11 protein-coding genes are annotated in these 13,983 nt (G+C 66.0%); 4 read left to right on the forward strand and 7 right to left on the reverse strand.

The features are described from left to right. The first annotated feature begins 97 nt into the window (after positions 1 to 97). The gene (locus tag ACIQXM_RS01300) at positions 98 to 517 is read left to right on the forward strand and encodes a VanZ family protein (RefSeq protein ID WP_400926444.1); all 420 of its coding nucleotides are present in this window, start codon (positions 98 to 100) and stop codon (positions 515 to 517) included. On the opposite strand, the gene ACIQXM_RS01305 is transcribed toward ACIQXM_RS01300, so the two are convergent. Together ACIQXM_RS01305 and ACIQXM_RS01310 are read right to left on the reverse strand one after the other, a co-directional pair. Further along, complete coding sequence (locus ACIQXM_RS01305; RefSeq protein WP_400926447.1) at positions 514 to 2,004, reverse strand: glycerophosphodiester phosphodiesterase; 1,491 nt, start codon at positions 2,002 to 2,004, stop codon at positions 514 to 516. The two genes, ACIQXM_RS01300 and ACIQXM_RS01305, sit on opposite strands and share 4 nt — an antisense overlap. Further along, on the reverse strand, positions 2,001 to 2,453 hold the full coding sequence (locus tag ACIQXM_RS01310; RefSeq protein ID WP_400926450.1) for an adenylyltransferase/cytidyltransferase family protein: 453 nt from the start codon (positions 2,451 to 2,453) through the stop codon (positions 2,001 to 2,003). Before ACIQXM_RS01310 ends, ACIQXM_RS01305 begins: the two co-directional genes overlap by 4 nt. A gap of 247 nt (positions 2,454 to 2,700) precedes the next feature. On the opposite strand from ACIQXM_RS01310, the gene ACIQXM_RS01315 reads away from it, so the two are divergent. The 3 genes from ACIQXM_RS01315 to ACIQXM_RS01325 all read left to right on the forward strand — a co-directional run bounded on the left by ACIQXM_RS01315 (position 2,701) and on the right by ACIQXM_RS01325 (position 8,204). Continuing rightward, the gene (locus ACIQXM_RS01315; RefSeq protein ID WP_400926453.1) at positions 2,701 to 5,808 is read left to right on the forward strand and encodes a DNRLRE domain-containing protein; all 3,108 of its coding nucleotides are present in this window, start codon (positions 2,701 to 2,703) and stop codon (positions 5,806 to 5,808) included. Between the two features lie 192 nt (positions 5,809 to 6,000). After that, positions 6,001 to 6,672, forward strand: a complete 672-nt coding sequence (locus tag ACIQXM_RS01320; RefSeq protein ID WP_400926456.1) for a hypothetical protein — start codon at positions 6,001 to 6,003, stop codon at positions 6,670 to 6,672. A 56-nt stretch (positions 6,673 to 6,728) separates the two neighbouring features. Further along, complete coding sequence (locus tag ACIQXM_RS01325) at positions 6,729 to 8,204, forward strand: polysaccharide biosynthesis tyrosine autokinase (protein ID WP_400926459.1); 1,476 nt, start codon at positions 6,729 to 6,731, stop codon at positions 8,202 to 8,204. Between the two features lie 242 nt (positions 8,205 to 8,446). On the opposite strand, the gene ACIQXM_RS01330 is transcribed toward ACIQXM_RS01325, so the two are convergent. From ACIQXM_RS01330 to ACIQXM_RS01350, 5 genes are read right to left on the reverse strand one after another with little or no spacing between them, the layout of a single operon-like run. After that, complete coding sequence (locus tag ACIQXM_RS01330) at positions 8,447 to 9,679, reverse strand: hypothetical protein (protein WP_400926462.1); 1,233 nt, start codon at positions 9,677 to 9,679, stop codon at positions 8,447 to 8,449. Continuing rightward, on the reverse strand, positions 9,680 to 10,468 hold the full coding sequence (locus tag ACIQXM_RS01335) for a CDP-alcohol phosphatidyltransferase family protein (protein WP_400926466.1): 789 nt from the start codon (positions 10,466 to 10,468) through the stop codon (positions 9,680 to 9,682). Further along, positions 10,465 to 11,943: an O-antigen polymerase gene (locus tag ACIQXM_RS01340; RefSeq protein WP_400926469.1), complete on the reverse strand. Its 1,479-nt coding sequence runs from the start codon at positions 11,941 to 11,943 to the stop codon at positions 10,465 to 10,467. Before ACIQXM_RS01340 ends, ACIQXM_RS01335 begins: the two co-directional genes overlap by 4 nt. Then, positions 11,933 to 13,063, reverse strand: coding sequence for a glycosyltransferase family 4 protein (locus tag ACIQXM_RS01345; protein WP_400926472.1), 1,131 nt, complete (start codon positions 13,061 to 13,063; stop codon positions 11,933 to 11,935). Before ACIQXM_RS01345 ends, ACIQXM_RS01340 begins: the two co-directional genes overlap by 11 nt. Next, positions 13,056 to 13,913: a glycosyltransferase family 2 protein gene (locus ACIQXM_RS01350; protein ID WP_400926475.1), complete on the reverse strand. Its 858-nt coding sequence runs from the start codon at positions 13,911 to 13,913 to the stop codon at positions 13,056 to 13,058. Before ACIQXM_RS01350 ends, ACIQXM_RS01345 begins: the two co-directional genes overlap by 8 nt. Between the last annotated feature and the right edge of the window lie 70 nt (positions 13,914 to 13,983).

A 13,983-nucleotide genomic window follows, 5' to 3' on the forward strand; every position in this document is an offset into this window, starting at 1 on the left:
ATGGAGCAGCAGCATCAGCGCTGACGGGGCGGGCGGCGGCAGCACGCGGGGACGGCGCATTGCGCTCCTGGCTGCCGCCGTCGTCGTGCTGGCGGGCATGGCCGCCGTCCTGCTGTGGCCTGCGCCGGTGGACCGCCCGCTGTACGGCACCATCCTGCGCCTGATCCGGCGGCTGCAGGGCCACGGGCTGCCCGGATGGGTGGATTACGCTGCCGTGGAGTCAGCGGCGAATGTGCTTTTGTTTGTTCCACTGGGCGCCCTCGCGGCCGCTTTCCTGCCGGTGCGCCGCTGGTGGCTGGCGGTGCTGCTGTGTGCCGGGCTCACGGTGGCCGTGGAGGGATTCCAGGACATGTTCCTTGTCGACAGGCAGGGCGATGTCCATGACGTCATCCTCAATACCGGCGGTGCGTTGCTCGGCGCACTGGCCGTGTCCCTGGTGCGGCAGCTGGGCAGTGCTCACCGGCGGCGCCGCCGTCGTTCTGTGCTCTCCCGGGAGGCCGGAGGAAGGGATTCCTAGGCGACCTTGACGCGGCGGAACTCCACGGGTGCGTCGTCGGAATAGTTGCGGGACAGGCCAAAGTAGCCGCCGCGGAACTTGCGGTCCGAGGCCTGTCCGGACCAGCCGGCGCCGTCCACGCGGGTGTAGCGGATGCTGTCCGGAGCAATGTCGATTTTGAAGGTCATCCATTCCCCCGCCTTAACCGGCTGCGTGGTCACGGAACTCAGGCGCAGGCCGCCGGCTTCCCCGGGACTGCGCAGCAGCAGGGACATTTCCCCGGTCGGCCGGACGATCAGGTGATAGCCGCCCACGTCGCTGGGAATCAGCACCCGGTAGGGGCGGTCATCATCCTGGCCGAAAATGATCCCGGCGTGCAGGGCGTTGTCCGGTGGCAGGACGTCCGGCCACCGCATGTCGAACTGGATGCTGTACAGCTCCCGCTTAACCGGTCCCATGGAGCCCAGCCGGTAGCTGCTGTTGGCCTTGGCGGCCATCAGCAGGGTTCCCTCGGCCGGAATCAGGGCAGGCTGCAGGTCCCAGCCGGCGCCCACCTGCCAGGGCAGGTCCCCCGCAGCCCGGAGGCCGTCCGCAAAACAATCAGTTGTCTCCAGCGGCTCGTCCGCGGCAAGATACGGCAGGTTGGCGCACATCAGCCCCGAGGCTCCCAGATCCAGGAGCCGATCCCGCAGCTCCCGGGTATGGACTTCCCAGCAGATGACGGGCTTGCCGGTGGCCACCACGGCGGCCAGTTCGGCGTCGGACGCGGAGTGATGAACGCCCAGAAGAGTGAACTGTCCTGCGAGCGCCGGAACCAGTTCCAGCTGTTCCGCAGTGAAATAGCCCCAGCTGGTGTAGCCGCGCTTGGTTGCTGCCTCCACCTGCCCGGCCTGGGCGGACTGTTTCCAGATGAAGTGGCTGCGTGAGTCGGGATAGGTGTCCATCAGATCCAGCAATGCCTTGGCATTGGTGCCCTGCTTGTCCTCCAGGAAGATCACATGCGTGGAGGCGAAGGCGTCCAGGACGTCCTTGAGCAGGGGAATCTTTTCCGGCTTCGATTCCGGGCCCAGCCATGCCCGCGCATCAACAAGCACTTCGGAGAGCTGGGCGTAGGTGGAATCCTTGATGACCAGCTTGGTTCCGGTGGTGCGTTCGGTGTTCAGGTCATGGTGGCAGACCAGCTGCCCGTCCAGGGTGGCGCTGACCGATACTTCCAGGGCAACGGCTCCCGCGTTCACGGATTCCCGGTACGCGGTCATGGTGTGCTCGGGCCAGTTGTCCCAGGATCCGCGGTGCGCCACCAGGAATGGCGTGGCGGCAAGCATCGAGTCCACGGTGTGGACGGGAAGCGGTTCCGGGGTGGGTTCGGTTGCCGCGCCGGGAGTAAACCTGCCGGTGCAGCCGGCCAGGACCAGGCCCAACGCACCCAGGCCAAGCACCTGCCGCCGCGACGGCCCGGAAGGATTGCGCGGGTTCCCGGGCGGATCAGTGCGGTGCAGCGGATTCATGCCTGGCGGGCGGTGTCCTCGGCACGGCCGCCGTCAAGAATCGTCAGGGCTCGGCGGAGCACTGTGGAAGAGGTGCTGACGGTGTACGGGAAGTAGACCACTTCCACTCCGATCAGGGCCATGTCCCGTTCCAGGCGCTCGCCCTTCTCGGTGCCCTTCCAGTCATCGCCCTTAAAGAAGATGTTGAATCCCACCTCGCGCCAGGTGTCCGCCTTGTTCAGGTGGGTGTCCACCACCACCGCATCCACATAGCGGACGCTGCGGACAATCTCCATGCGCTCCGCCAGCGGAATCACGGGCGTGGTTCCTTTCAGGCGCTGCGTCATTTCCGGAGAGGCAACTCCTGCAATCAGATAGTCGCACTGGCTGCGGGCGTGCTTCAGAAGATTCAGATGGCCGATATGGAAGAGGTCATAGGCGCCCGAGGCGTAGCCGATCCTTACCGCCATGTGTCCCTACCCCCGCGTTTGATCTGTGGTTTCCGAGATCATCGTGCGGGGCGCAGGGGGTGCCGGTAAAGCATTTATCCCGGATTCACGTAGCACCCCGGAAAACATGAGTAGAAGCAACTTACCCGCGGGTAGGCACCGCAATTAGTCGAGTAAAGGCCACCGTGTGCCGTGCGACTCCCCGCCGCTACGATTCCAACAGATTCGGGCCGTGGGCCCATCCCTCTTTTCATAAGGTGGTCTGGCCGTGTACAAAAAACTGGCGGCAGTTTGTTCCGCTGCAGCTGTTGCAGCAGCATCATTGATCGGCCTGGCTGCTCCCGCCTCCGCGCTGACACCCGGTGTGGCGTTCTCCGCAATTGCCCTGCCCACGTGGCAGACCAACGGCATTGCCTGGGCCATGGCCGAAGCCAACGGCGTGATGTACGTAGGCGGCACCTTCACCCAGGTGAGGCCGCCGGGCACCACCGCCGGCAGCAGCCAGTCCCAGGCAGCAGTGAACTTCGCCGCCTTTGACGCCTACACCGGCAGCCCCGCCTCCTGCTCCCTGTCCTTCACCGGTGGAACGGGCGCCACGGTGCGCGCCATGGACACCTCCCCCGATGGCAGGAAGCTGTACGTGGGCGGCAACTTCACCACGGTGAACGGCGTGACCGCCAACCGGATTGCCTCGATCAACCTTCCGGACTGCACGGTTGACACCACTTTCCGACCGGGAACCGTCAACAGCACCGTGCGCACCATTGCCGCTACGGCCAACGCCGTCTACTTCGGCGGCGATTTCACCACCGTCAATGGAACGGCACGCAGCCGCTTCGCCGCCGTATCTCCCGCCGGGGCGCTTCTGCCCTGGGCTCCGGCCGCGGACAGCGTGGGCCGGGCGATCGATGTGCCGGCCGACCGCAGCGTGGTCCTCATTGCCGGCGACTTCAGCAACGTCAACGGCGCAGAATCCCGGGCCATGGCCGTGGTGGACAACACTGCCGGCGCCAATGTGCGCACCTATCCCGCAGCCGGCTACATCCCCGCCACCGCCGTACTCAAGGACATCACCAGTGACGGCACCAGTTTCTATGTGGCAGGCGAAGGCATGGGGTCACGGTCCTTCGACGGCCGGGCCCGCCTCTCGCTGAGCAACAACTATGAGCAGATCTGGAAAGACACGTGCCAGGGCGCCACGCAGGCCGTACTGCCATATAAGGACGTCCTTTACGGTGCACACCACGCACACGACTGCTCCAGCATGGGCGGGTTCGCCGACGGAGTGCGCCGGCACCTGACAGCCCAGGACATCAACAACCCCTATCCCTTCCTGGGCTGGAGCCCGGACACCAATGACGGCGCCGGCGAAGGCCTTGGCCCGCGGGCCCTGGAAACCACGCACACCGGCAACGGAGACGTCCTGTGGGTGGCCGGTGAATTCACCACCGCCAACAACACTGCCCAGCAGTCGCTGACCCGCTTTGGCCCCGGCCCGGCGTCGGCCGCGCCCGGCACTCCGGCCAACGTCCGGGCAGCAAGCCTGGCCGCGGGCCAGAACCAGATCCGCTGGACCCAGAGTGTGGACAACGACGATTCGCAGCTCACCTACAGCGTGTACCGCAACGGCAGCTCCACCGCCCTGGGAACCGTGTCCGGAAGCTCCGTCCTGTTCGAAACACCCCAGCTCACCTTCACGGACCGCACCGCAACTCCGGGCACCGCGTACAGCTACCGGGTGCGGGCCAGCGACGGAACGAACGTCAGCGCCCTTTCCGCCCAGGTCTCCGTCACCACCGCCACCAGCACGCAGCCCTATCCCGCGGAAGTCCTCGGCGACGGCGCTTTGACCTACTGGCGCCTTGATGACACTCCGGCCACCGCACCCGTGGACAGCTCACCGGGCAACAACCGCGGCGTCACCTACAGCGCTCCCCTTCTGGGCGGCACCGGCGGTGCCGTAGCCGGCAGTACCGCGGCCGTGTTCGACGGCGTGGATGACCAGGTGTCCGGCCAGCAGCGGTCCGCGGCGCCGGCCAGCTTCAGCGAAGAGGTGTGGTTCAAGACGGACACCGTGAACGGCGGCGAAATCATGGGCTTCGCCTCCGGCCAGCCCAACCGCAAAGGCGACCGGAACAGCACCGGCACCGTAGACCGCAATCTCTCCATGACGGCCTCCGGCACCCTCGTTTACGGCGTGCTCAACGACGCCAATGTGCGGGTCAACGCCACGACCACCGGGACCTACAACGACAATGCCTGGCACCACGCCGTCGTCACCCAAACACCGGCAGGAGCCACCCTGTACGTGGACGGCAACGTGGCGGCAAGCAGCCAGACCGGTGCGGCGCAAACCTACACCGGTTCCTGGCGGGTGGGCGGAGATACCCTTCCCGCCGCACCGGATCCGGTCACAGGGTTCCCGGGACGGCCGGCCGCCAACTACTTTGCCGGCGCGATCGACGAGTTCTCCGTTTATCCCGCAGCGCTGACCGCCGCCCAGGTGGCAAAGCACTACGTGGCCGGGGGCGGCACCATTGCCCCGCCGGTTCCTGCTCCCGACACCACGGCTCCGGACACGGTCACGGGCGCCGCAGCTGCCGTCAGCGGCACCACCGCCTCGGTGAGCTGGAATGCCTCCACCGACAACGTGGGTGTCACCGGCTACCGCGTGTACCGCTCCACGGCCGGGGACTTCAGCCCGTCCGCGGACACCCTGCTGACCACCACTCCCGAGTCGGTGCTTTCCTACACCGATTCGGGGCTGGCCCCGGGAACGTACTACTACCGGGTGGCCGCCGTCGACGCCGCCGGAAACGCCGGTGCTCCGTCCGCCCCGGCCAGCGCCACGGTGGACGCTCCGCCTCCCGTGAAGCCGGTGACGCTCTCACTGACACCCGCCGAGGACACCTACGTCAACCAGGGTGCTCCCGGCACCGCCCACGGATCAGCCAACTCGATGGCATCCCGGGGCACGTCCGCCTACACCTCGTACCTGCGGTTCACTCCCGGCACCCAGGTGCCGGCCGGCATGCGCCTGATCTCTGCATCGCTGCGGCTCTACACCGTTGCCGATTCGATCAGCGGATCGGCAGACCAGCACACGGTCCAGCCGGTGACCGGCAGCTGGACGGAAGCCGGCACCACCTACCGCACCCGGCCCGAGCTCAGTTCCGCGGTGCTGGGAACCCTGTCCCCGGTGGCCGGCAATACGCCCTACACCGTGAGCCTGGACCCCGCAGCTGTCTCCGCGATGCTGGAGAACTCTGTTGACCTGGCCGTTACCAGTGCGGGAACGGACAACGCCTGGTTCTACACCAAGGAGGCCACCTCCACCCGGCGGCCTGTCCTCACCTTGGAGTTCGGTCCCCAATGAACCCTTTTGCCCACCGTCCGGCCGGAAACCGCGGCCGCTAGTTTTGCCAGTTGGTCCCCTCGATAGAAAGTCCACTTCATGAAACCAGGTCTCAAAAGATGTGCTCTGGGATTGCTGCTGTTGCCGCTGCTGGGTGCGGCAACAGGATGCAGCTCCCAGGATTCTTCACCCGATGCGGCGGCCCCAGCTTCCGTGCCCCCGTCTGAGGTAAAGCCAGGGGCAACGCCGTCCTCCTCCGCGGGAACCGCTCCCGGTTCGCCGGCAGCCAGTGAGTCGGCTGCTGCCAGTCAGGAACCGGGGCCGGGAACCGCTCCCGGCGCTGACCCCGGTGCCAATTCCGGGGCCAGTTCCGGGGCCGACCCGGGCGCCGTGGTCCAGTCACCGCAACCCGCTCCGGAACCCACCTTCGACGCACCGCAGGAGCAGTTCCTGGCGGACAAGGTGCCCGAAGGCACCGATCCCAATGCGGTGCTGCAGGTGGGGCAGGAACGCTGCGACCAGCTGATCAGTGCCAAAGCCATGGATCCCGAATCAGTGATCAGCGAACTGATCATGAACGCGGCTTCCGACACGGTGGATGCCATTGGCTTGCTGTGCCCGGAGATGCAACCCGAGCTGGACGCGGCGGGCCGGGGATTCCCCGACGGAACTTTCTCCGTTGGCCAGGCCGCTCCGCACAGCGAGAAACCCTCGATTGCACCGGGCACCTACCGTGCCTACGGCGCCCCCGAGGGCTGCACCATCTCCGTCTACGGCGGAAACGGCAACCTGATCGGCACCTACGACGGCTCGTCTCCGGTGGAAATCACCGCCGGATCAGCGCGCGTGGAATCGGATCAATGCTATTCCTGGTTCCGGTCATGACGCCGGCCCAGAATTTACACCACATTCACCTGCCTATCCTAGGGAAGGGGTAACCAATGGATATGCGAGAACAAATACTTATTCTTCGCCGCAATTGGATGCTCATAGTCTCACTGGCCCTCATCGGGCTCATCACTGCCGGCATTGTTTCGGTGATAATGCCGAAAACGTACACAGCAACAAGCAGCCTTTTTGTTTCCACCCAAAATGTGGGAACCTCCGCTGAACTCCAGCAGGGCAGCGACTTTGCCCTGGCACGGGTCCAGTCCTATGTTGATCTGGCCACCAAACCGCAGGTCCTGGATCCCGTGATCGAGAACCTGGAGTTGGACGTCTCCGCCAAGGAGCTGGCCACCAGAATCAAGGCGTCAACGTCCCGCAACACCGTCCTTATCGATATCCAGGCGGTGGATTCCTCACCCGAAGGGGCTGCGGATATTGCCAACGGCGTGGTGGCGAACCTGATTTCCTCGGTTGCTGATTTGGAACGGCCCACCAACGGGCTGCCGTCTCCGGTGCGCATGAGCTCGGTGGACACGGCCCAGCCGCCCACCTCCGCCTCCAGCCCCCAGACCTCTTTGAACCTGCTGCTGGGCCTGCTGTACGGGCTCGCCGTCGGACTGGTGGTAGCAATCCTGCGCCACGTCCTGGACCGGCATGTGCGGTCCGAAGCCGACGTCCGCAAGTCCACGTCGCTGCCGCTCCTGGGCGGAATCACGGAGTCCCCGGCCACGCGCCACAGTTCACGGCCGATCGTCCTGGGCGGACCCGGCACTGATGCCTTCCGCCAGCTGCGGACCAACCTTGAGTTTGTGGCCGTGAGCCAGCAGATGAAGTCGCTGGTGGTGACCTCCTCCCAGGCCGGGGAGGGCAAGAGCACCGTAGCGCTGAACCTGGCCCTGAGCATTGCGCAAAGCGGCCAGAAAGTGATTCTGGTGGACGCTGACCTGCGGCTTCCGTCCGTGGCCGCGGCTACCGGCCTGGAAGGCAATATTGGCCTGACAACTGTGTTGATTGGCCGGACCACGCTGACCGAAGCTACCCAGCACTGGGGCTCCGGCGGCCTGTCGGTCCTGACCTCCGGGCCCCTGCCTCCCAATCCCACCGAGCTCCTGGGATCCGCCGCCATGTCCGAGCTGATCGCCGAGCTCGAACTGGAATACGACACCATCATCCTGGATGCTCCACCGGTGCTTCCGGTGGCCGACGCAGCCATCCTGACCCGGCAGACCGACAGCATCCTTCTGGTGGTCGGCGCCACCCGGGTCAGCCAGCACAACCTGTCCAAGGCCGTGGAACAGCTGAGCCTGGTCAACGCGAACGTGGTGGGCGTAGTCCTCAACCGCATTCCGCGCACCGGACCGGATGCCAATTCCGCTTACCTGTCCGAGTACGGCGTGACTCCGCTGCCGGTGCTTCGGGACAGCGACGGCGGCCCCGCCTCTCCGGTGGCCGAAGCCGAAGCGGCCATTCTGCGCGACAGCGACAACGCCTCCGACCAGCCGCTGCGCTCCGGAGCACACACCGCCTAAGGCCCACAGCCGCAACAGCCCTCCGGACGATGAGCAGGTTACCTGCGCACCGCCCGGGGGGCTGTTTGCGTGGGACGGGCTGTTGCGTGGGAAAGGGCTGTTCTCAGAGCCGGCTGGGAGGCACAGTGTTCGCCGGGCTGCCTTAGGCCGTGGAGGTCTCCGCCTGCCGGATGCGCGTGTCCGGGTACCGCGGGGATGTGTCCGTACCGGTAGGTGCCTGCCTGCCGGGCGGAAGCGCCTGGTTAGTCTGCCGGTTCGAGCGCGGCATCCGCCGTCCGCACGGAGCGGTTCCGGATGCGCACGGCCATCAGGCCGGACACCGCAGCCACGGCCACGGCGGCTGCAAAGCCCCAGGCGGATGCGGCAGCAGATCCGGTGGCGGCAAAGCCCAGCGGCAGGGCCAGGGTCAGGGCGGCAAGGACACCGCGCATGAGGGTGGAAAGCTGGTTGGCCTGCGAGGCGCGGAAATACGCCAGCAGCACCGTGTACGGAACCATCGCCAGATACTGCAGGGCGTAGGGCAGCCGGAGGTCCTCGGCATTGCGCCAGGTGTCACCGAGCACGAATTCCCCCGCCGATGCCGGCAGCAGCAGCACCGCCGCACCCCAGCCCAGCGCCAGGACCAGCACTATGGCCAGTGTTTCCAGCAGCCTGCTGCGGAAGGCCGATGTTCCCCGGGTACGGACCAGTTCCGGGATGACGGCGGTCTTGATGGCACCGAATACCGTGTTCAGCGGAGAGAAGAGCAGCTGGGCGGCCCGGAGAGCGCCCACGCCGGCCGCTCCCAGCGGAAAGACCAGCAGGTACAGCACAGCGAAAGTCGAAGCATTCAGGGTAAGGAACTCAGCCAGGTAGCGGAACGAAAAATCCCGGTTCAGCCAGAGCCAGCGGCCCCCGGAGACAACCGCCGGAACGCAGCGGGCCAGCAGCAGGCCGACCACCAGGGCGGCGGCGGCCCCGATCCCCCACCACAGCAGGACCAGCACCAGGCTCCCGCCGGACCGCGCGGTCAGCAGCATCGCGGTGATGGACCCGACGGCCCAGATCCCGTCGATGAGGAGGGCAAGGACGGGCCGGGCCTGGCAGATGAACAGGTAGCGGATAGCGTCCTGCAGCAGGACGAAGGGTGAGAGCGCAGCCATGAGCAGCCACAGCTCGGCATGCTCCGCTCCGCCCAGCAGTGCCCCGGCCAGCAGGAACAGAACGGCTGGAACGGCAACCAGCATTGTCGCGCCCAGGCTCGCTGAAGCAGTGGCCGGGGTCAGGTCGCCCGTCCGGGAGTAGCGCACCAGCAGGGTCTCCCCCACCAGCGCCCGCTGCGCGCCCAGGAACAGCAATAACCCCGCATACGCGAGGGAGAACTGGCCGAAGTCCACAGCTGTGGCCACGTTGGCGGCGATCGCCACGGCCACGAAGTTGGAAACGCTCGAGACACCTTGGTCCGCAAAGGTTACGAGCCGCCGGACACCGCTCACCTAGTCCAGCGCCAGGAGCTCGGACCGCCACTTCGGCAGGAACGCCAGGCACATCAGCACGTGCGCTGCGGCCAGCACCGCATATGCGGCGAGGAAGACCGCGGGCCAGGGCAGCAGCAGGAAAGCGAGACACGTCATGCCGTAGTCCACGGGCAGGGTCATAATGGAGCGCCGCAGCAGGCGCCGGTTGTTCTCCCGGTCCGCAGCAGGGGCCGGGGAACCTGGGGATGCAGCCGGTGCCGTCTCCGTCCGGCGGGCGTTGCGGCGCAGCTGATCCACCAGCGCTCCGCCGAAGAAGATGCAGGAGCTGGACAGGAGGAACAGTCCGCAGCCGGCGGCCAGAAGCACGTGGTCAGAATCGGTGGTCCGGGCCAGGAAGCAGAAGGCCGCCACATGCATAACGGTGATGCGTCCGTTGTCCAGGGCATGGTCCAGCCATTCCCCGAAGGCGGAGCTGGCGCCCTGCAGACGGGCAAGCTGCCCGTCGGCGGAATCCAGCACGTAGCCCGCAGCCAGCAGGACGCCTACCAGTGCCGAGGAGAGGTTGGCCTGGGCACCGAACGCCAGCCACAGCAGGGACCCGTAGGTCAGCAGTGCGCCGGCCAGAGTGACATGGTTGGGCGTGAACCGGCTGTGGCGCAGGGCAGCGGCGACAGCCCGGCCCGCGGGACGATTGACGTACAGGAGGTAGAGCGGGACGCCTTTGCGCGTTTTTTGTGCCTGTTTGAGCTCGCTGAAAGACTCCTGGAAGGTGGCCCGGGCAGAGGGAGGCGGTACGGTCCGGCTCATGATTTCAGCCTTTCTTGGCGGTTGGTCACGGCTGTCAGGATCAGGATGGACAGGACCAGGACCACCAGCCGTCCCATGGACTGCAGCAGGGATCCGCGCAGGAGGATGAACAGGTATCCGGCAAAGATGGAAATGCCCAGGTAACCCACCGAGCCCTTGCTGAGGATTTCCGCCCGGAAGCCCGTGTCCAGCCGCCGGGCCAGCAGGCCCAGTCCCACAAACGTGACGATCAGGCCCAGCAGCCCAAAGTTGATCCAGGCTTCGGCCCACAGCGGAGCTGACAGGTTGAGGTTGTTGCTGTTCATCCACAGCCCCACCTCAACACCGGTATCCAGCGGTTTGTCGGGCCAGGCCACCCGGGGCACCCAGAACAGAATCGGGCCGAGCATCTGCATGCCCCACGAGTATCCGTGGTCCACGGTGTAACCCAGGGTGTTGGCCAGCATGGTGAACTGGTCATAATCCTTGGTGGCGATCGTGGTCCACATGGAGTCCACCTGCAGGGGTACACCCGCGCCGGCGGCCCGCCGGGTGACGTCCGCCAGCGGGAAGACCACCACGGACGCAATGACGCCTCCGGCCACCGCAGCGTTGAACAGGCCCTTCCTGCCGCGGATCAGCGGCAGCATCAAGCCGAAGAGCACGGCCAGCGTCCAGTACCGGGAGTTGGAAATGGGGTTGTTGACAATGACATTGATGATCGCCAGGGCCGCGACAATGAACCCGTCGACGGCGGCCAGGGTGCGGTCACGTGTGCGCCAGACGTGCAGGTAGAAGATCAGAGCGGTCAGGCACGCCACGGATCCCCCGGCGGAGATAATGGCGCGCAGGGCCTGCCCGCTGTCGGGGTTGATCGCGTCCAGCGCCTGACTGGTTTCCTGGCGGCTCAGGAAGAACACCTGCGGCCCGCCCACCTGGACGATGTACACCAGGGCTGCCACCAGTGACGCGACCGAGAAGACGCGCAGCACGTCCAGGCTGCGCAGCGTCCGGAAGCGCAGGCGGGGACCGCGGAGGCTCCGCCGCCGCGCCCGCACATGGTAGGCAAGGTCAAAGCAGACGCATCCCAGCAGCGTCAGCAGGCTGGCCATGGTCAGCAGGGTTTCATCCACCTGGATGGCCAGGGCGGTACTGCGCCCGGTGGTCAGCTGCGCCAGCGGCGCCAAACCCATTCCCGTGTAGACGAAGATCCAAAACACGCCGGCGACCGGCCGGATATCCGTCTGCCAGAGGAGGGTGGCCAGCTTGGTGGCGGCATAGACCAGCACGGCGTAGCGGATGAGGAAGTTGGTGTCCGTATAGAACACGGCTCCGGCGCCGCGCACCTGCAGCGGCAGCACCACCGCAAACAGCAGAAAGGCAACCAGTGCGACGGCGGTGCGGACGCCTGAGCGGCGCGAGTCATTTGGCGCTCCGTCCGCCGGGTCCGGCGGAGTGGGGGCGGAGCGCCGCACGGGCATAAGTTCAGCGTGCATTGGTGGCCTCCGCATAGTGGGCAGCGAGGCTTTCCGCGAGCCGTTCGGAAGACCAAAGCCGGCGGTGCAGCTGACGGGCGTTGGCACCCAGTTGGGCACGCCGCTGCGGGTCCACGGCGAGCTTGCGCATGGCTTCGCAAAAGGCGTCAACTGACGGTTCCGCGAGCTCAGCGGCATCACCGGCACGCAGATCTGCCGACAGTCCGCAGTCAGTGGTGATGATCAGCGGTGTTCCCACCGCAGCCGCTTCAAGGACTGACATTGGATAGGGCTCCTTCAATGCCGGCAAAACGTAGGCGGTGCTGCCAGCCATGGCTGCCTGCAGCTGATCCGGGGCCAGCTCCCCGGTCAGCGTGAACCGATCGGCGTGTGCCGAAGCTTCGATCAGGGCGCGGACGCGGGCCTCTTCGCCCTGGTCCGGGCCGGCGAGGACAAAGCGGGCCTCGAGTCCGGCGTCGAGGGCTGCCAAGGCAGCCTGGACAAAAACGGCAGGCTGTTTGCGGGCGGAAAGCCGCGCCGCAAACAGGAAAACTGTCTGTTCCGGGTCGGACCAGCGCAGGGTCGTATCAGTGCTCGCGTTGACCACCCGGCGCATCCGCGTCCGGTCCACGCCTAGCTGCTGCAGTCCGTCTTCCTCTGCCTCGGTCAGGGTCAGCCAAAGCTGCGGTATCCGGACCAGCCAACGCGTGATGACGGCGTCGAACAGGCGAACCGGCAGCGCAGCGGAAGGGGCGAGCATGCCGTGTGACTGGGCGATCACCGGGGTCTTCCCCCGCCGCAGCAGTGCAGTGGCGGACGTGGTGATGAAGTCCCGGCACAAGTGCACCTGGACAACGTCTGCCGTGCGGGCGCGGGAAGCAACGTAGCGGGGCAGCTGCAGGCTCACCAATCCCCTCAACCGTGCTCCGGGCAACGGCCGGCGGACCCGGAAAAGCTTCGCGGTACCGTCGGAGGATACCGGTTGCTTCCCCAGCCATCCGCCAATGAGTTCCACCCGCATGCCCGCTCGGCGCAGCGCCGCGCTTTGCGTCCGGGCAACGGCCCAGACGCCGCCGGCGGCAGCCCCCGGGCCGGCCAGGCCGCCAAGCTGAATGACCTTGGTACCTGACGTGCTAGCCACGGCCTGTGCCCCCGACTCCGTTGGCACCCGTGCGCTGCAGTTCGCGGCTCTTCAAGCCGATCTGCCAGTAATACGTGGACAGAGCCAGGGCGTAGTCAAAGCCCGCCCGGCCGTCCAGGAAACCCCGGCGCAGCACGTAGCTGTACAGGAAGAACACCAGGGGCTTCAGCGGAACGGCGTCGAACCGCCGGCCCTGGCTGCTCTTGGACTCACGGACACTGCCCCGGGTTTCAGGATGGGTGCGGATATACGCTTCCCAGTCGGAGTAGCGGTTGTGCCGGTCAAACCAGGTGCGTACCGGGTCAACGTCGTGGTGGACCAGCAGCGCCTCGGTGCGCCCCACGGGTCCGTCCGGTTCAGGCTGGTAGTGCGCCTCAACTTCGCCCATGCCGGGCAGATGGAGCAGGTCGATGTTCCGAAAGGCGTTATGTCCCCGGCGCAGGAAGGAGCGCTTGACCACCCGGTGTCCGTGGCGCAGGCCGGTGCCGGCAAAGTGATAGGCAACGGGCAGGTCGTAGGCAACCCGGGTCTGCTCAGGATCTTCCGCGATGGCCCGCAGCTCCTGCGTGAGTTCCGGTGTGGGGTATTCGTCCGCGTCCAGCATGAGCAGCCACTGGTTCCGGGTTTCAACCTGTTCCAGCTGCCACTGCTTCTTCTGCGGGAACTTCCCGTCCCACGTGAAATTGATGACTGTTGCTCCTGCTTCCTTGGCTAATTCCGCAGTGCGGTCCGTGCTGTTTGAATCTACAACAATAACCTCATCAAAGTCTGTCAAGGCCGCAAGGCATTTATTAATTCCCCCTTCTTCATTCTTTGTTTGGACCAACACGGAAACAGGTATTTTATTCACGTACTCTCCCCCTGAAGCAGGTATTTCATGTTTTTTATTGGAGCATTTATTCCAGAGACCGCTCAGTTAT

Source organism: Arthrobacter sp. NPDC097144, assembly GCF_044762205.1.
Taxonomy (GTDB): domain Bacteria; phylum Actinomycetota; class Actinomycetes; order Actinomycetales; family Micrococcaceae; genus Arthrobacter_B.